The organism is Sphingobacterium sp. HMA12, assembly GCF_002933815.1.
Lineage (GTDB): Bacteria > Bacteroidota > Bacteroidia > Sphingobacteriales > Sphingobacteriaceae > Sphingobacterium.
The window spans coordinates 63,807-83,881 of the sequence record NZ_BEYR01000002.1; the positions used below are offsets into that span (position 1 = coordinate 63,807).

The 20,075-nt window shown below is 41.5% G+C and carries 12 protein-coding genes; 10 read left to right on the top strand and 2 right to left on the bottom strand.

Annotated elements, in window-relative coordinates; translation table 11 throughout:
* From nuoL to HMAT_RS14020, 5 genes are all read left to right on the top strand, one after another.
* Positions 1–1,923: an NADH-quinone oxidoreductase subunit L gene (gene nuoL, locus HMAT_RS14000; RefSeq protein ID WP_104383491.1), complete on the top strand. Its 1,923-nt coding sequence runs from the start codon at positions 1–3 to the stop codon at positions 1,921–1,923.
* 15 nt (positions 1,924–1,938) lie between these two features.
* Positions 1,939–3,381, top strand: a complete 1,443-nt coding sequence (locus tag HMAT_RS14005) for a NuoM family protein (protein WP_104383492.1) — start codon at positions 1,939–1,941, stop codon at positions 3,379–3,381.
* Positions 3,382–3,399: 18 nt separating this feature from the next.
* Entirely contained in the window at positions 3,400–4,776 is a 1,377-nt protein-coding gene (locus tag HMAT_RS14010; protein ID WP_104383493.1) for an NADH-quinone oxidoreductase subunit N, read from the top strand.
* Positions 4,777–4,950: 174 nt separating this feature from the next.
* Entirely contained in the window at positions 4,951–7,443 is a 2,493-nt protein-coding gene (locus HMAT_RS14015; RefSeq protein WP_158655882.1) for a DUF5686 family protein, read from the top strand.
* 4 nt (positions 7,444–7,447) lie between these two features.
* Positions 7,448–8,230 carry an enoyl-CoA hydratase/isomerase family protein gene (locus HMAT_RS14020; protein WP_104383495.1) on the top strand — a complete coding sequence of 261 codons (783 nt, stop codon included), beginning with the start codon at positions 7,448–7,450 and terminating at the stop codon, positions 8,228–8,230.
* Between the two features lie 241 nt (positions 8,231–8,471).
* Here HMAT_RS14020 and HMAT_RS14025 read toward each other — a convergent pair whose 3' ends face one another.
* On the bottom strand, positions 8,472–9,365 hold the full coding sequence (locus HMAT_RS14025; RefSeq protein ID WP_104383496.1) for an AraC family transcriptional regulator: 894 nt from the start codon (positions 9,363–9,365) through the stop codon (positions 8,472–8,474).
* A 118-nt stretch (positions 9,366–9,483) separates the two neighbouring features.
* Between HMAT_RS14025 and HMAT_RS14030 the strand changes: the two genes are divergently transcribed.
* The 3 genes from HMAT_RS14030 (at position 9,484) to HMAT_RS14040 (ending at position 17,110) form a co-directional block, all read left to right on the top strand.
* Complete coding sequence (locus HMAT_RS14030; RefSeq protein WP_104383497.1) at positions 9,484–10,872, top strand: sugar porter family MFS transporter; 1,389 nt, start codon at positions 9,484–9,486, stop codon at positions 10,870–10,872.
* Between the two features lie 71 nt (positions 10,873–10,943).
* Positions 10,944–14,312, top strand: coding sequence for a DUF5107 domain-containing protein (locus HMAT_RS14035; protein WP_104383498.1), 3,369 nt, complete (start codon positions 10,944–10,946; stop codon positions 14,310–14,312).
* Between the two features lie 8 nt (positions 14,313–14,320).
* Entirely contained in the window at positions 14,321–17,110 is a 2,790-nt protein-coding gene (locus tag HMAT_RS14040) for a sugar-binding domain-containing protein (protein ID WP_104383499.1), read from the top strand.
* A gap of 131 nt (positions 17,111–17,241) precedes the next feature.
* Here HMAT_RS14040 and HMAT_RS14045 read toward each other — a convergent pair whose 3' ends face one another.
* Entirely contained in the window at positions 17,242–17,421 is a 180-nt protein-coding gene (locus HMAT_RS14045; protein WP_104383500.1) for a hypothetical protein, read from the bottom strand.
* A 744-nt stretch (positions 17,422–18,165) separates the two neighbouring features.
* Between HMAT_RS14045 and HMAT_RS14050 the strand changes: the two genes are divergently transcribed.
* Both HMAT_RS14050 and HMAT_RS14055 read left to right on the top strand, forming a co-directional pair.
* On the top strand, positions 18,166–18,771 hold the full coding sequence (locus HMAT_RS14050; protein ID WP_104383501.1) for an RNA polymerase sigma factor: 606 nt from the start codon (positions 18,166–18,168) through the stop codon (positions 18,769–18,771).
* Between the two features lie 107 nt (positions 18,772–18,878).
* Complete coding sequence (locus HMAT_RS14055; RefSeq protein WP_104383502.1) at positions 18,879–19,952, top strand: FecR family protein; 1,074 nt, start codon at positions 18,879–18,881, stop codon at positions 19,950–19,952.
* The last annotated feature ends 123 nt before the right edge of the window (positions 19,953–20,075 follow it).

Sequence of the window (20,075 nt, forward strand, 5' to 3'; positions counted from 1 at the left end):
ATGAGTGAATTAATTTGGTTGATTCCCCTTTTGCCCTTAATCGGGTTTATAGTGAATGGATTGGGCAGAAATGCATTTTCCAAAGGTATGATCGGTGCTTTGGGCAGTGCCGTGGTTCTTATTTCTTTTATCTGCAGTTGCATCCTTTTTTCTGAAGTATATCAATCAAGACAGGCGGGACAGGCAGGAATTATCGAACAACATGTATTTGACTGGATCTCTGTAGGACATCTCAAAATAAGTCTTTCCTTTCTAGTGGATCCATTAAGTGCAATTATGTTGTTGATTGTCACTGGCATCGGTTTCTTGATCCATATTTATTCCATTGGGTATATGCATTATGATAACGGATTTGGTAAGTTTTTCGCCTACTTGAATCTATTTATCTTTTTCATGCTATTGTTGGTGTTGGGTTCTAACTACCTGGTCATGTTTATTGGCTGGGAAGGTGTAGGACTCTGTTCTTACCTGCTCATTGGATTTTGGTATAAAAACACTTCTTATGCAAATGCTGCGAAAAAAGCATTTGTGATGAATAGAATTGGTGATCTAGGATTCTTGTTGGCGGTATTTTTGATATTGGGGACTTTCGGATCACTCGAATTTTCTACGGTATTTGCAGGGGCAAAGAATTTTGCTGTTGGTGACATCGCTGTCGTGAGCATCACCATATTGCTCTTTATCGCCGCAACAGGTAAATCGGCACAAATTCCATTATTTACTTGGTTGCCGGATGCCATGGCTGGGCCTACACCCGTATCAGCCTTGATACATGCAGCGACCATGGTGACAGCAGGGATCTATATGATCGCGCGGTCTAATGTGTTATTCGTTCTCTCGCCCGTTACATTACAGTTGATTTCCATTATAGCGATTTGTACTGCCTTACTAGCTGCTGCAATCGCAATAACACAAAATGATATTAAGAAAGTACTGGCCTATTCTACAGTTTCACAATTGGGCTATATGTTTCTCGGGCTAGGGGTAGGCGCTTTTACAGGAGCTTTTTTTCATGTATTGACGCATGCGTTCTTTAAAGCTTTGCTCTTTCTCGGCGCAGGATCAGTTATTCATGGGATGAGCGATGAACAGGATATGCGAAAAATGGGTGGATTGAAGAAAGCAATGCCGATCACCTATATTACCATGTTGATCGGGACGATTGCAATCGCAGGTATTCCTCCATTTTCCGGATTTTTCTCTAAAGATGAAATATTGGCTAACGCTTTTGCTGCCAATCCGCTGTTGTGGGGGCTCGGATTTTTGGGCGCATTAATGACGGCTTTCTATATGTTCAGAATGCTATTTATGACATTTTCCGGCTCATTTAGAGGTACGGAAGATCAAAAACATCACCTGCATGAATCACCCAAGAGTATGACTGTTCCTTTAATGATATTAGCGGGGCTTTCTGTTGCTGGTGGAGCAATCAATTTGCCTGCAGCGCTAGGTGGAAACCATTGGTTAGCGGATTTTCTGACACCTGTATTTGCCGAAGGGAAAGCATTGATTCCTGCTGCACATCACTTGGAGCATAGTACCGAATATATGCTGATGGCGGTTTCTGTAGTCGGTGTACTCATTATGGTTGCCCTTGCTTACAATATTTACGTCAAACGTCAGCAGATACCGGAGGGAGATGAAGTTCCGCGTGGTTTTCTGGCAAATCTTTCCTACCATAAATTTTATGTGGATGAACTATATGATGCGGTTGTTGTACGTCCGATCAACTGGCTTTCAAGTTTCTTTGGCAATGTGGTGGATCAGCGTGGGATTGACGGTATTGTCAATGGCGCCGGCAAGGCGACATTTGATACGGGAAAAGTACTGCGTTTGCTTCAGAATGGAAATGTTGGCTTTTATTTATTGATGATGGTAATTGGAGTGATTGCTATTTTCATTTATGGATTTTTGAGTCTTTAATATTTAGTATAATCGATGGATAACCTTTTCTTACTTATTTTACTGCCGTTAATAAGCGCCTTGATTTTAGCGTTATTAAAGACCAATGCCGCAAAGTCAATTGCTTTGATTTTATCAATCGTGTCATTCGCATTGACTATTCCCTTCCTTTGTCAATTTGATCCAAATGGCGGAATGCAATTTGAACAAAATTGGGAATGGATTTCGACATTGCATATTCATTTTCATCTGGGAATAGACGGGATTAGCTTACCGCTGATTTTGTTGACCAACGGATTGATGCCTTTTATTATCGCGACTACTTTTGCTAAGAACTATAAAGGTAATTTTTATGCATTGATGGCATTTATGCAGGCCGGGTTACTGCTTGTATTCATGGCCTTGGATGCTTTTACGTTTTATGTGGGCTGGGAGATTGCACTGATCCCGATATATTTTATCTGTGCGCTGTGGGGCGAAGGTGACCGTATCCGGGTTAATCTAAAGTTTTTCATTTATACCTTTTTGGGAAGCCTTCTGATGTTGATCGGGATTCTTTATCTGTATCAGCAGGTGCCCAATCATGATTTTGAGTGGACTTCCTTTATCGCGTTGGAGTTAGGAGATAATACACAACGTTGGTTATTCTGGGCATTTTTTATTGCCTTTGCGATTAAGATTCCCATTTTTCCATTTCATACCTGGCAACCCAATACATATACAAATGCTCCGGCAGCAGGCACGATGTTATTAGCTGGTATTATGCTGAAAATGGGAGTGTATGGTTTGATGCGCTGGCTATTGCCGGTGGTTCCTACGGGAGTAGCATTGTATGGACAATTCGCAATGATCCTATGTGTCATCGGAATTGTTTATGCTTCTATCATTGCGATTAAGCAGGACGATGCCAAGCGGTTGATAGCATACTCCTCTATTGCGCACGTTGGATTAATCAGTGCGGGGGTCTTCACTTGGAATACGAATGGCCTAAGTGGGGCAACAATACAGATGTTAAATCATGGTATTTCAGTTGTCGGTCTTTTTTATGTGCTGGATATTGTACAGCAGCGTACACAGACCCGTAACCTGTCTGAGCTCGGAGGAATAGCAAGCAAAGCCCCAAAACTGGCCATATTTTTTATGATTATCTGTATGGGAGCAGTAGGATTGCCACTAACGAATGGTTTTATTGGGGAGTTTCTGTTATTAAAGGGTGTTTTTCAATATGGATTCTGGTTTGCGCTTTTCGCAGGACTAACCCTGATATTAGGTGCTGTATATACACTTCGTCTTTATCAGCAGACGATGCTTGGAGAAGTAACGGATAGGACGACACAATTTGAGGATGTAAAAGGGGGCGAGCTCGTTGTATTGGGGCTGATCTCTTTCCTGATTCTTTATATCGGTATATTCCCAAATTTCCTATTGAATCTTTCTGCGGATTCAGTAGAAGTTTTAAGTACATTTTTAGGCAGATAATTAGATATATCATATTGTATGGGAGCTATAATTACACTTTCAATATTAGCATTAGTTGTTCTTTATCTTGGCTTGTTCAAAGCGAAAACGCTGCTTCTGCCTGTTTCTATTCTTGGATTCCTGATTGCCATTGGTTTCTTGATGAATGACTGGACAGCAGACAAAGGACCTCTTTTTAGTGGGATGGTTCATTTTGATCATTATGCGGTTGCTTTTTCGGTCTTATGTATCGCTGTCACATTGTGCATATTTATTATCTCAAAGGGGTATTTTGATGAAGGCGGACAGGTTGCGGAGTATTATTCGCTGTTAATATTTTCATTGACGGGAGCTGTTCTTGTGAACAGCTATCATAATTTTTCCATGCTCTTTTTGGGTATTGAGATCATGTCTGTCGCACTTTATATTTTGGTAGGTATCCGTAAGCGGGATAAAGCGTCAAATGAAGCGGCGCTGAAATACTTTTTGATGGGGGCATTTTCTACCGGCTTTTTGTTATTTGGGATCGCTTTATTGTATGGAGCGACAGGTTCATTTGATTTGGACGAGATAAAGGCTTACGTTGTGAATAACCCTAATACGATCTCACCTTTATTTTATGGTGGTATCTTATTGCTGATTGTTGGTCTAACCTTCAAAGTTGGAGCAGCGCCATTTCACTTTTGGACACCAGATGTGTATGATGGAGCACCTATTCTGATCACAAGTTATATGAGTACTGTAGTCAAAGTGGCTTCCTTTGCAGGGTTATTACGGTTATTTAGCTACAGTTTACTTCCGTTACAAGATTTTTGGACACCGGTATTTCTTGTCATAGCTATTATCACCTTGTTTATCGGGAATATTTCCGCTGTCATGCAATCTTCTTTCAAGCGCATGCTAGCATACTCTAGTATCTCTCACGCAGGTTATATGCTGTTCGCTATTATAGCGGTCGGCGCTACTTCAGCCAATAGTATTTTCGCTTATGGACTAGCGTATTCACTTGCTACAATTGTTGCCTTTACTGGGTTGATCCTAGTCAAGAAAACAACGGGGTCAGAGCATTTTGAAGCGTTTAATGGGTTGGGAAAACGAAATCCAATGTTGGCATTTGCGATCACGGTGGCGATGCTTTCTCTTGCAGGTATTCCATTGACCGCAGGATTCATCGGTAAGTTTATGATGTTCTCCTCAGTAATGGAGAATTACCATATTGTGTTATTGGTTTTAGCGGTTATCAATGCTGCTATCGCAGTCTATTATTATTTGAAAGTGGTGGTTGCGATGTATTTTAGAGACAGCCAAGAATCCTGTGTCAATGTGCAGTGGAATTACTCATTCGTCCTATTGCTTGCGGTTGGGTTGACCATCCTTATTGGGGTATATCCAGACTGCCTTTTGAAGTTAATATAAAATTTCTGTTAAAATACTTGTTGTTTATTAAAGCATAGCGATTTCGTTATGCTTTTTTTATATTTATTGATATAACTCTTGAATACAAATTGTATATTGTAAAAAAGAAATCCTATCAGTTTGAAGATGGTGTTTAAAGTGTGTGTTAAATCTTTTTCAATAAGCTTTTTTAGTGTGTTGCTATTCCTGCTGTTCGGGGGAGATGTGATTGCGCAAGAATTTCTTCGTGGCAAAGTTGTCGATGCACAGACGGGAAAGGGAATTGCTCGCGTATCGATCAACTGGGCTGGAGAGGATGGCGGAGGTATCAGCGATACGCTTGGTTACTTTAAGATTCAGGATATAAAGCAACATCGTCAATTGATATTTGGAGCTGTGGGATACGAGCGGAGAACGATAGATGTACGACGTGGACGTGATTCGCTGATGACTGTTCGGTTAACAGCGAAAGATAATACCCTGGATATGGTCGTTATCAATCGTAAAAACAAGAAACCTAAAGATCCCGCAATCGCACTGATCGAGCAGGTCATTGCTCATCGCGCGCAAAACCATTACAGCCGTATTCCCGAGATTCGTTTTGATGAGTACGAGAAGACGCAATTTGGGTTTGTGAATCCAGAAGATAAAGCAAAAAAATTTCCAAAACCTTTTCGGTTTCTTTTTGAAAATATTGACTCGACGATATTTCGGGGCGTAACGATCGCTCCATTCTACATGGAAGAAAATTATGCAAACGTCTATTCATCTCATGCCCCTAACCGGAGCAAAAAGATTGTCACCAGCCATAACCAGACAGAATTAAATCCCCGTTTTTTTAACAACGACAACTGGCAGACCCGTTTTCAGACGATACTTCGTGATGTTGATCTCTATGATAATACTATTCAGATTACGAATAAGGGGATATTGAGTCCAATAGCTACAGGCGCGACGGCCTTTTATAAATATCGCATACAGGATACCATTCAAATAGCAGGTAAGGACTATATCGAACTTCATTTTGAGGGTAAATCTAAGGTTGATTTACTGTTCTACGGTGTCCTTCTTATTTCAGATGATACACGGTTTGCCGTTCAGCAGGCAACACTGAATATTGGAAAAGCGGCCAATGTCAATTGGATCAACGATGTCCAGATTGATCTGGGTTACAGCGAATTTAAAAATGGAAGTATGATTCCGGTGCATACTGATTTAAAAATGCTGTTTGGGGGAAGTAAGTCCGATGTTTTATATGGACGTAGGGAAACGCAGTACCTAGGACACCGGACAGACTCAATCTCGAATGAGAACTTCGCGGGCGTACCCGTTGAAAAAAGATACCTGCTTCAATCCGCGGCGAATGTTCCGATGATTCAAGTCAGACCTACGCCATTGAGCAAAGCCGAATTGGGGGCCTACCAGAAAGTCGATTCCGTTCAGAATATGCGTTCCTTCAACCAGTTGGTTGCATTGGGATATCTGCTGGCTAAGGGTTATTATAATGCCGGAAAATTCGAGTTTGGGCCATTGGAATACCTCTATAGCCGGAATAATTATGAAGGAAATCGCATCCGACTAAGCGGTCGCACCACACGTATGTTTTCCGAAAAGGCATATATAGAAGGGTATACTGCTTATGGCGATAAAGACAAGGAGATAAAGTATTACCTAAGTACAGCATTTACCTTAAATGGCGAGCGTATTGTCCAGTTTCCTGCAAACTACCTGCGCTTTACGCTACAACACGATGTCATGGAGCCCGGTCGTAATCTAGGCTTTCTAAAAGGCGACGGATTTTTCCGATCTTTTGGAAAGAATAGACCAAATAAATGGCAATTTAACGATATCTATCGCCTTGATCATCTGATTGAGTTTGGTAACCATGTCAGTATTGGAACGGCATTTACCCATACCCGCAGACAGCCGAGGGGTGACTTATTTTACATCAATAGCCTACCCAGCCCCGATACGATCCGTAGGGTAAATACAAACGATCTACAAGTCATCCTGCGCTGGGCTCCAAACGAGGATTTTACCTACCATAACCTGGATCGTGGTACGGTAGAAAATAAATACCCAATTTTTACACTTCAATATAACAGGGGGCTGAAAGGCTTTTGGGGAGCAGATTATAGTTATGACGCTTTGCGATTCAGTATATTCAAGCGACTGTTTTTATCTCCTGCGGGACAGGCGGATATGGAATTTTCGGGTGGAAGGATCTGGGGAAAGCATTTGCCATATACCCTATTGGAGCTTCCTGAAGTGACTAGAGACAAATCTGGACCATTGGTAAACTTTGATTTGATGGCCACTTCGGAGTTTGCATCCGATCAGTTTTTAAAATTGACTTATTATCACAATTGGAACGGATTTTTCTTTAATAGAATTCCTTTGTTCAGAAGATTGAAATGGCGTGAGGTGACAGGATTCAAAGCTTTTTATGGAAAGCTAAGTGATGTAAATAACCCCTTTGTAACGCCTGAAAATATTCAATTTGAAGCAGATAAAAATGGTATTGTCCAAACAAAAGCCTTGCGCAATAAACCTTATGTTGAAGGATTAGTCGGTGTGGATAATATCTTTAAATTGCTTAGATTAGAGTATAAAAAGAGATTGAGCTACAAAGGTGGAGAAGGGGTGCCTTCAGATACCTTCACAGCATCCATACATTTTAATTTTTAGCTTTATGACCCAATATTCGAATTTAAAATATGAGGTTAAAGATAGCATCGGCTATATCATCATAGACCGTGAACCTCAAATGAATGCGCTGAATCAGGAGACACTCGATGAATTGCAGGAAATTTTCAAACAGCTCAATTCGGATAATCATGTCCGTGGAATTATATTGACTGGAGCGGGCCAGAAAGCATTTGTCGCTGGGGCGGATATTAAGGAATTTACAGACCTTTCTGTTGTCCAGGCCCGCTGGCTAAGTGAACGTGGTCATATCATATTTACAGATCTTATCGAGAAGGCCCCAAAACCCGTTGTTGCTGCTATCAATGGCTATGCTTTGGGCGGGGGACTTGAGATGGCGCTGGCCTGTCATATGCGCATTGCTTCTGAAAATGCAAAAATGGGACTTCCTGAAGTTTCGTTGGGACTAATTCCGGGGTATGGTGGGACACAACGCTTGCCGGCTTTGATCGGAAAGGGGCGTGCTATGCAGATGATTTTGACCGGCGATATGGTTGATGCGCATAAAGCCTATGAAATAGGGCTGGTGAACGAAGTCGTTTCACAAGAAAAGCTGATTTCGCGGGCCGAAGAAATACTTCAGAAGATATTTACACGTTCACGTGTCGCGGTTGCCAATGCCATAGATGCCATCAATGCGGCGGCAGATAAAAAGCGGGATGGTAACAAAGTCGAGATGGATGCATTTGGACACTTGTTCGGAACAGAAGATTTTAAAGAGGGAGTTTCGGCTTTTCTGGAGAAAAGACCACCTAATTTTCCGCTATAACACAGTTCGTCTTACTGAGTTAGAAAAATAGAAGACTTCTCCAATTGTTGCGACGTCCTTCTTTTGTCCAAGACTTTACTTAGGCAGTAATCACGTCGAAACAGGGATCGTATAGATTAGTGTTCTTTAGCAGAACTACTATTTGAGGCTTAGGTGCGTTTGAGCGGTTCTCAGTATAAGCTGTGGCTGTTCTTTTGTGTTTCTGCTATCTTAAAGGGAATCTATCGGAATTTAATCCAGGCTACTTTTGATACATCCTGCGATAATCTTGCGGAGACATCTTCATCTCTTTGGTAAAAGCGTTGGAAAAATGAAAGGGATCATAGAAATGCAACTTGAAAGCGATCTCTTTAATTTTCAGTAGCGTAAATTGTAAATATGAGCAGGCTCTTTGCATACGCAATTGATTGTAGTATACCATGGGTGGATAAGAGGTCTTCTGTTTGAATAAGTTGATCAAGTGCGATTTCGAATAATTAAAATGTGAGGCAATCTCATCCAAACTAATGTTATTTTCCAAATTATCCTTCATAAATAGGATGATATCCTGAATGATATTATCGACTTTAATCGGATTGCTTTCTTTGTATTGTGCCGAATATTTGACGGATGCCAAAAAATATTGCAAGCAAAAACTTGTGTATTCTAAATTTTCTGGACTATAGCCCATTTCCAGATTCTGATATATACTTTCAAACAACTGAAGTCGGTCGTTGTGCTTGTTTGTGTGGGCATCATTTATGTGGATGATCTGTCCGATGATATTTTCAAAAAGCGATGCTTCAGTACCTTGGAAGTGGATCCAATAAATACTCCAGGGGTCGTTGGCTCTGGAACCATAAGAATGCGTTGTATTTTTAGGAATGATGTAAAGATCATTTCTGGAGATGTTATAAGTTATTTCATTCTGTTTGATCCACCCATGGCCGTTTTCGCAAAAAATCAAAATATATTCTGCACAGCCTTCTTGACGATCACGATAATGCTTTTTTGCATTCGGATAGTAGCCAATATGTGTGATGTACAGTTTTGAAGTGATATTATTCTGTGCTTGATAGTTGCACACGGAATAAGGAAGCACAATAGCCTTCTCTCCTTTGAATCCTTCTGCCATTACATCCGTATCTCGAATCATAAGTTAGGAAATTTGGTATATGCTGTAAAAATAATAATATTTTACATGTTTATCGTGCTCACTTACATGATTCTCATGTAGTATTCCTGTAATTTTACGTCAATAAATCTAAATTCTTATGCAAAAGACCGCGACGACGTATTTGCTGTTAATCACTTTTGTGGCCGCTATTGGTGGGTTTCTTTTTGGCTACGATTGGGTTGTCATTGGAGGGGCGAAGCCTTTCTATGAAGCATATTTTCATCTGGAATCTGACCCCGCGCTTCAAGGTTGGGCGATGTCGTCAGCGATTGTAGGCAGCTTTATTGGCGTATTACTTTCGGGAGGTTTGGCAGATCGTTATGGTCGAAAACCACTGATTTATATAGCGGCAATTCTTTTTATTATATCTGCTGTAGGAACAGGTATGGCTGCTAACCTTAGTCTCTTTATTATTTATCGTGTACTGGGTGGAATAGGGATAGGTGTAGCTTCCAATCTGGCACCAATGTATATTGCTGAGATAGCACCAGCGGAGAGTCGTGGAAAATTTGTTTCGATCAACCAGCTGACGATTGTATTGGGTATACTCGCGGCGCAAATTGTGAATTGGCTAATTGCAAAACCTGTGTTACCTGACGAGATTATCGCTACAACATGGAATGGACAGCAGGGCTGGCGGTGGATGTTTTGGGCGGGAGCGATTCCAGCAGTTATTTTTTTATTGCTGCTTTTCCTGATCCCGGAAAGTCCAAGATGGCTATACAACAAAGGAAAACATGAAGAGGCCAGACGTATCTTTTTGCGAATGGGTGGTGATTATTATGCTAACGAAAACATGGCTACCATTGACGCTGCCAATAAAAACCATGATAAACTAAAAAAAAGAAATCTATTTAAGGGGAAATTATTGCAGTTGTTGCTGCTCGGAAGTTTTATCGCAGTCTTTCAACAATGGTGTGGCATCAACGTGATCTTTAACTATGCGCAAGAGATTTTTACAGCTGCGGGATACACGGTTTCGGGGATGCTCTTCAATATTATTATAACCGGTGTGATCAATGTCATATTTACTTTCGTAGGAATGTATATGGTCGATAGGGTTGGGCGTCGCGCATTAATGTTGTTTGGTGCGGCGGGACTTTTTGGTATTTATGCGGCTTTAGGTGCTTGCTACTATTTCAATTGCAGCGGCATCTTTGTGCTTCTTCTGGTATTAGCTGGAATTGCGGTTTATGCGATGACATTAGCGCCGGTGACCTGGGTTATCATTGCTGAAATTTTCCCTACGGCAGTCAGAGCGCAAGCTATGGCTATAGCTACCTCGCTATTATGGATAGCATGTTTCGTACTTACCTATACCTTTCCGATGTTGAATCAAAGCTTGGGAGCGGCGGGCACATTCTGGCTGTATGGAATAGTCTGCTTGATTGGCTATGTCTTTTTGTGGGGGCAATTGAAAGAGACCAAAGGCAAAAGTCTCGAGGAAATTGAACAGGAATGGTCTGATGAAGCCATAACACCCTGATTTTTGCATATAGAAATCCATTTTTATAATTAAATCAACTTACAGTATATAACCTAATAGCTCTTTAGAACATGACAGAATTGACACGTTACCTGATTAAATCTACAGTGGATCAGCGCGGCATCGTAAAAGTTTGGGCGGAACCTGTGGCGATACCGACCTATGAGGTCGGTACGATGGAAAAAAATCCGATTTTTGCTGAAAAACGTGTGTACCAAGGTAGCTCAGGTGTGGTATATCCCTATCCGATTATTGAAAAAATTAGTGACGAGAAACAGGATAAGGTCTATCAGGCGCTATTTATTGAAAATGAATATATCAAGGTGATGATTCTGCCTGAACTCGGCGGAAGGATCCACATGGCCTATGATAAATTCCGAGAACGGCATTTTGTTTATTATAATGAGGTGATCAAGCCAGCTCTGGTAGGGCTTACAGGACCTTGGATTTCTGGGGGGATCGAATTCAATTGGCCTCAGCATCACCGTCCGACGACCTTTATGCCAACAGAATATTTAGTTGAGCATAATACAGATGGGAGTGTGACCGTATGGTGCAATGAAATCGAACGTATGTTTCGGATGAAGGCCATGCAGGGATTTACACTTTATCCTGACAAAGCTTTTATTGAAATAAAGGTGCAGGTTTATAATCGCACGGCTCTACCGCAGACTTTCCTCTGGTGGGCCAATCCAGCTGTTGTCGTCAATGATGATTATTACTCTGTTTTTCCACCTGATGTAAATGCAGTGTTTGATCATGGCAAAAGAGAAGTTTCAACATTTCCGATTGCAACAGGAACCTATTATAAATACGATTATTCAGCTGGAGTTGATATAGCACAATACAAGAATATTCCTGTTCCGACATCCTATATGGCTATTCAATCAAAATATAATTTTGTGGGGGGGTACGAAGCCGGAGATACCAATGCGGGGATGTTGCACGTTGCGGATCACCACATTTCTCCGGGAAAGAAACAATGGACATGGGGTAATGGTGATTTTGGTGTGGCTTGGGACCGGAATCTGACAGACGAAAATGGTCCTTATATCGAATTGATGGCAGGTGTTTACACCGACAATCAGCCCGATTTTGCTTGGTTGCAGCCTTATGAGGTGAAATCATGGTCACAATATTTTATGCCTTACGCGGCTGTTGGTCATGTGAAGAATGCAACGAAAGACCTTGTCCTCAATATGGAGGTCCATCAACAGCGTGCGGACATTATTCTATACGCAACAGCTGTATTTGAAGGGCTTCATATTGTTCTTTGTGATAAGCAAGGAAGAGTTTATCTGGAGGAAAAGATTCATTGTTCCCCTCGTAATATTTATAAACAAACTGTTTCTGATTTGCAGAGTGATCCATTTGATTTGATCCTGTCCGTTTATGATAGCAATGGTAATGAAATGCTGCAATATCAATTGGAAAAGAAAAAAGATAGCACAGATATTCCCGAACCGGCACGGGCTGTTTCAGTACCAGAATCCATTCACTCGACGGAGGAGTTATTCCTGGCGGGACAGCATCTTGAACAATACCGGCACGCCACCTATAATCCTGTGGATTACTATCTTGAGGCATTGCGACGGGATCCGCATGATGCAAGATGTAACAATGCAATGGGCGCTCTTTTATTGCGAAATGGAAAGATAGCCGAATCCATCGCTTACTTCCGTATCGCAATTGCGCGACTTACCGAACGTAATCCAAATCCTTACGACGGCGAGGCCTACTATAATCTAGGCTTAGCTTTACAATTATCCGGTGAGCTAGAAGTTGCCTATGCCGCTTTTTACAAGGCGACCTGGAATGCCGCCTGGCAAGATGCGGGTTATTTTGGTCTTTCACAAATAGATTCAAAACGCGGACAATGGGATGCTGCTCTGGAAAAAATAGAGCGCTCAATAAACCGAAATTGGAAACATCATAAAGCCCGGCAATTAAAAACCTCGATTTTAAGAAAACTAGGGCGGGTAGATGAAGCATTGGGTTACATTAAAGATTCTCTAGAAATAGATCTATTTAATATGGGCTGTCAATTTGAATGGTACTTGCTGACAAAGGACGAGACTATATTATCGCCTATTCTAGATTTATGTAAAGTAAATGTACAGAGTGTGCTCGAATACGCGCTGGATTTTGCTCAGGCTGGTCTGTATGAGGAAGCTATCCAATTATTGGAAAAAACGATCGATGATCCGAAAGCAGTATATCCAATGATATATTATGCGCTGGGGTATTTCAATGCATGTACCGGACAAAATGATCAGGCAAAAGCTTATTATGACAAGGGCGGTATTATGGATCCCACTTATTGCTTCCCAAATCGGCTAGAAGAGATCGTTATACTGCAGGACGCGATCCTGCACAATAACAACGATGCAAAAGCCCATTACTACTTAGGGAATCTATGGTACGGGAGGAGGCAACATCAAGATGCGGTGGACTGCTGGGAGCGAGCCATACAATTAGATCAACAGTACCCTACCGTTTTTCGTAATTTGGCTTTGGCTTATCATAATCGGATGGACAGGAAGGCGGAGGCTGTTGCTTTGTTGGAAAAAGCATTCGCATTGGATGAGACAGATGCACGGCTGCTGATGGAATTGCACCAGCTTTATAAGAAACAAGGGTGCAATTACACGGAAAGATTGACGCTATTGGATCGCTATGCAGATCTTGTTGTCAGCCGAGATGATCTTTTCTTGGAACGGATTACACTTTTCAATCTTCTGGGACGATACGAAGAGGCTCGACAATTACTGGCTTCCCGACAGTTTAAACCTTGGGAAGGCGGAGAAGGGAAGGTGTCCCGTCAATATACAATCTGTCATCTGGAACTGACAAAAGAAAGATTAAAAGCCAATGATCCGAAGAGTGCCTTGGTCCTGTTAACAGCCATTGACAGCTACCCACATAATCTTGGTGAAGGTAAACTGATTACGGTGGAAGAGAACGATATTTATTACTATAAGGGAATTTTATACCGTTCGATGGGAGATGAGACGGAAGCAACAGCCTACCTCATCAAAGCTACGCAAGGGACTCAGGAACCTCAGCAGGCTCTATTTTACAATGATCCGCAACCTGACAAGATCTTTTTCCAAGGTCTGGCCTGGCGTGAACTCAAACAAGAAGAGAAAGCTCAACAATGTTTCCAAAGGCTGATTGATCATGGTCAAACCTATTTGGACAGACCTTTTAAAATCGATTATTTTGCCGTTTCATTGCCCGATATGGATATTTGGGAGGATGATCTTGACCTTAAAAATAGGATTCATTGTCTATATGTAATGGGTTTAGGCTACCTCGGTAAAGGAGATTTGGCTTTGGCTAAGGATCATTTTGCACAGGTCAGAAAATTAGACCCTAACCATCAGGGTTGTTTATCTATGTTACGCTCTTATTTGGAGGAAGTCATCCTAAATAATTAATTTCAGACATGCATCGTTATCTCATTTTATTGCTTGCTCTTCTACAGAGTTACTGCGTTTTGGCACTTGGAGGGCATCAGCTCAATCTTGCCGGACAATGGAGTGTACAACTTGACCCAGAGGATGTGGGTGTGAGGAACGGTTGGACGAATAGGTCTTTCACAACACCCATCAAATTACCTGGGACAACTGACGATGCAGGACTGGGAACTGCGAATAGCTTAATACCGGCGCTCACAAAACCCCAACTTTCCCATCTGACAAGGAAACATCGGTATGTGGGGGCAGCCTGGTACAGCAAGGAGCTATTTATTCCGAAAGGCTGGACGGGTAAAGAAATGATCCTGAAACTGGAGCGGATTATATGGGAATCCAATGTCTGGGTTGATGGAGTAGAAATTCCGCAAAAACAGCGCAGTCTTGTAGGTTCACATGAATTTGATTTAAGTTCTTTTTTAAAGGCTGGAAAAAAGCATCGTCTGACTATCCGCATTGATAACCGCAAGAAGTTGGGGATCAGTGTCGATGATATGGCACATGCCTATACAGACCATACCCAGATTATGTGGAATGGTATCATCGGTTCAATGTATATTGAAGCCTTGGATAAAATTCATATCAAACAGTTAAGTACTTTTCCGGTTTTGAGCGCAAAACGTGTAGACCTAAAGGTAGTCCTTACAAATAAAACACAAAGAAATACCAGTAGTACACTCAGGATAAGAACCAAATTTAAGGGTGAGAGCAAGTATCTTCCGACAATAGAAAAGGAGGTTTTATTAGCCCCTGGTGATTCCAGTATACCACTCAGCTATAATATGGGAGCGAATAGCAAAACGTGGAGCGAGTTTTCACCAAGTCTCTATGAAGTTGAAGTGGAATGCCGTTCCAGTGAGGGAGTTAATGTGTTGAGTACATCGTTTGGTATGCGTGAATTGTCAAAGGAGGGGACAGTGATGAACATCAATGGACGGCCTCTGTTTCTCCGGGGGACATTGGAGTGCAGTATTTTTCCGTTGACGGGGCATCCTCCAATGGATAAAGCGGGATGGAAGAAAGTATTTTTGACAGCGAAGCAATGGGGACTCAATCATTTACGGTTCCACTCTTGGTGCCCCCCAGAAGCAGCCTTTGCTGTAGCTGATGAAATGGGGTTCTACCTTCAGGTTGAATTGCCGATCTGGGAAAATAACGTGGGTAAAGATGATGCGGTTTTAGGTTTTCTATATGAGGAGGCTGACAGGATGATCAAACAATACGGTAATCATCCGTCGTTCTGCTTTTGGAGTATGGGGAATGAATTGAGCGGCGACTTTGATGCCCTTAACACACTTGTAAAATACCTAAAAGAGAAAGATAAGAGACATCTATATACGGCGACATCATTTACTTTTCAACAAGGACATGGAATTTCCGGCGAACCCTTTGACGATTTTCTGATTACGCAGTGGACGGCAAAGGGATGGGTGCGAGGACAAGGGGTTTTTAATAGTGAACCTCCTGTCTTTAATAAAAATTACAGTGCTTCATTGGATGGTGTTTCTATTCCTGTCGTTACGCATGAGATTGGACAATATGCTGTTTATCCCAATTTGGAGGAGATTAAAAAGTATACAGGTGTTTTAAAGCCTTTAAACTTTATTGCTGTAGCCGAAGATCTCAAACGTAAGGGTTTATTGCATAAAGCGAAGGTATATATGATGTCTTCAGGCAAATTGGCTGCAATTCTGTATAAAGAAGAACTGGAACGGGCGCTGAAAACGCCGGGTATTAGCGGTTATCAATTATTGGATCTCCATGATTTCCCGGGCCAGGGCACGGCTTTAGTCGGATTATTGGATGCCTTTTGGGATAGTAAGAACATTATTTCAGCGAAAGAATTTAAACAGTTTTGTGCCCCAGTAGTGCCCCTGCTCCAGTTTTCCAAAGCCGTATATACCAATGATGAAGTATTTGAGGGGATTGTAGACATCAGCAATTATGGTGCTGCAACATTGAGCGATCAGTTGGTCGAGTGGTCTATGAAAGATGGTACGAAAACTGTTGCAAAAGGTCACTTTCAAACAGTTGTAGGTCAGGGGTACAACGGGAATATAGGCCGCTTTGAAGTGCCACTGCAGGCGATACAACAGGGCAAAAAGCTGACAGTTCATATTAATCTCAAAGGTACAAACTATGAAAATCATTGGAATATATGGGTGTATCCTAAAGAAAATCAAATTGATTTTGCTGATGTAAGCTATACAAGGGAGCTGGACGAAGCGTTGCGTCTGTTGCGGGAAGGTAAAAAGGTTCTTTTAAATCCTGATTGGAAAAAAATTACCGGCATTGAAGGTAAATTTGTGCCTGTATTTTGGAGCCCGGTACATTTTCCGAAGCAGGCAGGGACAATGGGATTGCGCTGTGAGCCAAAACATCCCGTGTTTGGTAGTTTTCCAACCGATGGGCATACAGACTGGCAGTGGTGGGACTTACAGATCAACTCCACAACAATGGTCATGGACCAGATCAAAGGCGGTGAGGCCCTTGTCGAAATGATAGATAATTTTGCGAACAATAGAAAACTGGCTTCACTCTTCGAGGGATCGGTAGGAAAAGGCAAGCTGATGGTGGCTTCATTTGATCTGGAGACTGATCTGGCAAATAGACCTGTTGCAAAACAGCTGCTACAATCCATTCTTGCCTATATGAATAGCTCGAAGTTTGTCCCAAGTGTTATCGAAAATCCAGAGGTATTGCAGAAGATTTTACAATATAAAGAATTGCAGGAAAAGGCTGCTCCCGGTGCTATTTATTAGCCTATTTAAGGTGCGTGCGCGCCTTCCTAAATGCGGTGATGATCCAGATATTGACCTCGCTGATCGGTATATTTGTTCGAAATAACTGATCATAAATTTGAGAAATTGTATGGTCAAGGTCTCCGAAATCTCTATTCAGACAAGCATTCGCCAATTCGGCCTGTGATTTTATAGCGGGAACTGCTGCAGTAGATCGAATAGGACACAAAAGTATAGGTTTGTTCTGCATCCAATGCGAACTCAGCCGTATTGTCGACTGAATTGGTATAGGTCTTTTCAGTTATAGAACCACCGACAGCTTTGTACACCATGATTTATACTTGATGTAATCTGCAAATGGCGCCCGCTCCCCAGCCACTGCAGCGTGGCTACTGGACGTTGACCGCAACAGGCTGCCACTTGTTACGGAGTGCTCACTGGTAAATATGGCGTCAGATGAACTTGATTTTGTAAATGGATCACTACCGTCTGGGCAGCTGCAGTGCTACTACTCTTACCCGCTTTTTTATTGTGTCGATGGGATTTTTTACGCCGAGTAATTCTTTACTGACACGAGTTTAGCCACTTGCTGAAACATTGTCTTTGCTTTAGAATAAATAGTTGTAAAGGCTAAGGCTGCATTTGAGAACATACCCATGTTGCCTAAACTTCTAAATTTCGATTTCATCTTAATTAACATTGATTTCAGACTATTTATTTTTCTACATTTCAACCGTACGTAAAGAGATGTCGGGAAATTTGCGACTAGTCAACTACAAACAAATACTATTATCAATTAACAAGTGGCCGGTTAGCAAATTTTGCTATGAAAATAACGGGATAAATTAGGGGTAAATAAGAAGAAATATCGCTTAAATAGATAGCTTTTGATTGTATATACCATCTATAAACGCCAGACGGACATGAAATTAAAACATAGATATTGCGCGAAGATTTCGAAGTTCAGATTCGCAAAATTGGGTCGCACAACTAATCGCTTTTCTAAAACCCATATTTTGAAATCTTCCTTAAATTTTGTAAGATTGCACAACCAATCATATAAAGTCTAAAGCAGGATGATCACCAATGCCAATGATTTAAACATGCTATCCTTGTTGGCAGATGGGGATGAAGCCACCTTTTCACAGCTGTACGAAACCTATTGGGAAGACTTATTTAAGTTCGTGATGCGTATTTTAAATGACCTCGATGAGACGGCCGATGTGGTGCAAGAATCCTTTATTAGCTTTTGGGAAATTAAAACCCAGATACCGCGTATACGATCCTTAAAAGCCTACCTTTTCATTTTAGCGCGTAACAAAGCTTTCAAAAGATTAAAAGAGAATCTTAAAAACCAACAGCTGGTGGATAACATGTCGTCGTTTTATGCAGCGCATAGTACGCAAATTCCTGAATCTGTGGAGCTCAAAGAACTTAGTGATTGGATAGATGCTGAAATCAATAAATTGCCCGAAAAAATGCGGGAAATATTTATTCTAAGTAGAAAACAGTATTTATCCTACCAAGAGATTGCCCAACTGCTCAATATTTCCGACCAAACGGTTAAGAAACAGATTTACAATTCCCTTAAGTTTCTGCGTCTGCATATAGACCCAGCCTACCTTCCGTATCTCACTTTTTTTATTGTTCTTGATACTTTTATGTCTCTTTGTAAAAATTAAATCATTGACAATAAGCCTGTTGTGTGTTTTGTAAAAAAAGACCTACCACTCTGTCCGATTTAACATACTCTTCATATTGATTTTACCTTAAAGTCAAAATCTCAATTATGAATCAAGAAGAGTTTAAAATACTTTTTAAACGATATGCGGCAGGTTCCTGTTCGAAAGAAGAGCAGTTGCTTATCGAAAAAATCGTGTTGAAAAATCCAATGAATAGTCGTTGGCAATGGAGCTCCGAGGAGCAGAAGTTGTTGATGAAGCTCAAAATCAAACAAGGAATCGATCAACGCCTGAAAAAGCCCGTAAGATCCCTAAGGCCGTATTGGTTTGCGGCTTCAGCGGCAGCAGTCCTATTGATTGGCTTTTGTTACTTCTTATGGCCTTATCAACACGAAGCACAAACAACTGCTGTGCAGCTTGCTGTCGCGAGCGACCAGCAAGCATCAGGAGTTATTCTCCGCACCGCAGATGGTCGCGCTATTTCTTTAGCTGCCGACGAGGCATCAAGCATCCAAAATATATTAGAAAGGAATGTTGAAAATATGGGTAGCTATACCATTGAGGTCCCGACGGGAGAGCAGTTTAATTTTGCTTTGCCTGATGGGACCAAGGTATGGCTTAATGCGGCGTCGACAATTAGTTTTCCCAAAGCTTTTGCCGCCCATGAGCGTACCATTCAGCTCGAAGGAGAAGCCTATTTTGAGGTGACTAAAAATCCACATAAACCATTTAAAGTGATGGCCAACGGTACCGAAGTGTTGGTGCATGGAACACATTTCAACGTGGCTGCTTATCCAACAGAGAAGCTCGTGAAGACCACACTTTTTGAAGGTGCCGTCACCGTACGTAAGGACCAAAGAGAACTTGTGCTGAAGCCCGGTTATGAAGCGTTAAGCATTATTGGCGAGGCTGATATGCGCTTGCAGAAGGCCGATTTGGATGAGGCAATGGCATGGCGTAATGGTTATTTTGTGTTTAACGATATGGATGTAGCTTCGGTCATGAAAACAGTCGCTCGCTGGTATAATATTTCGGTGGTTACCGACAAAGGGTTGCCGACAAAACGGATCGGTGGCTCATTTCCCATTGCTGGAAAGCTAGACGATCTACTTCAAGATTTAGCGTTATTAAGCGGATTTAAATTTAAAAGAACAGGAAAGGAGGTCCGGATAGTATGGTAAGTTAAGCCTATATATTCGCCTTAAAATATAACCGGAAATGCTGGAACATCTCCGGTCATAAAGCATCAAATGCTAGGGCCTAAATGATGATAGTTATGTGTAACCAATTTAATTCAAACCCAT

Coding starts and splice junctions, on each gene's coding strand:
- HMAT_RS14050 (WP_104383501.1), top strand. CDS start 18,166: ATGATCACCAATGCCAATGATTTAAACATGCTATCCTTGTTGGCAGAT.
- HMAT_RS14010 (WP_104383493.1), top strand. CDS start 3,400: ATGGGAGCTATAATTACACTTTCAATATTAGCATTAGTTGTTCTTTAT.
- HMAT_RS14030 (WP_104383497.1), top strand. CDS start 9,484: ATGCAAAAGACCGCGACGACGTATTTGCTGTTAATCACTTTTGTGGCC.
- HMAT_RS14055 (WP_104383502.1), top strand. CDS start 18,879: ATGAATCAAGAAGAGTTTAAAATACTTTTTAAACGATATGCGGCAGGT.
- HMAT_RS14035 (WP_104383498.1), top strand. CDS start 10,944: ATGACAGAATTGACACGTTACCTGATTAAATCTACAGTGGATCAGCGC.
- HMAT_RS14045 (WP_104383500.1), bottom strand. CDS start 17,421: ATGGTGTACAAAGCTGTCGGTGGTTCTATAACTGAAAAGACCTATACC.
- HMAT_RS14005 (WP_104383492.1), top strand. CDS start 1,939: ATGGATAACCTTTTCTTACTTATTTTACTGCCGTTAATAAGCGCCTTG.
- HMAT_RS14025 (WP_104383496.1), bottom strand. CDS start 9,365: ATGATTCGAGATACGGATGTAATGGCAGAAGGATTCAAAGGAGAGAAG.
- HMAT_RS14020 (WP_104383495.1), top strand. CDS start 7,448: ATGACCCAATATTCGAATTTAAAATATGAGGTTAAAGATAGCATCGGC.
- HMAT_RS14040 (WP_104383499.1), top strand. CDS start 14,321: ATGCATCGTTATCTCATTTTATTGCTTGCTCTTCTACAGAGTTACTGC.
- nuoL (WP_104383491.1), top strand. CDS start 1: ATGAGTGAATTAATTTGGTTGATTCCCCTTTTGCCCTTAATCGGGTTT.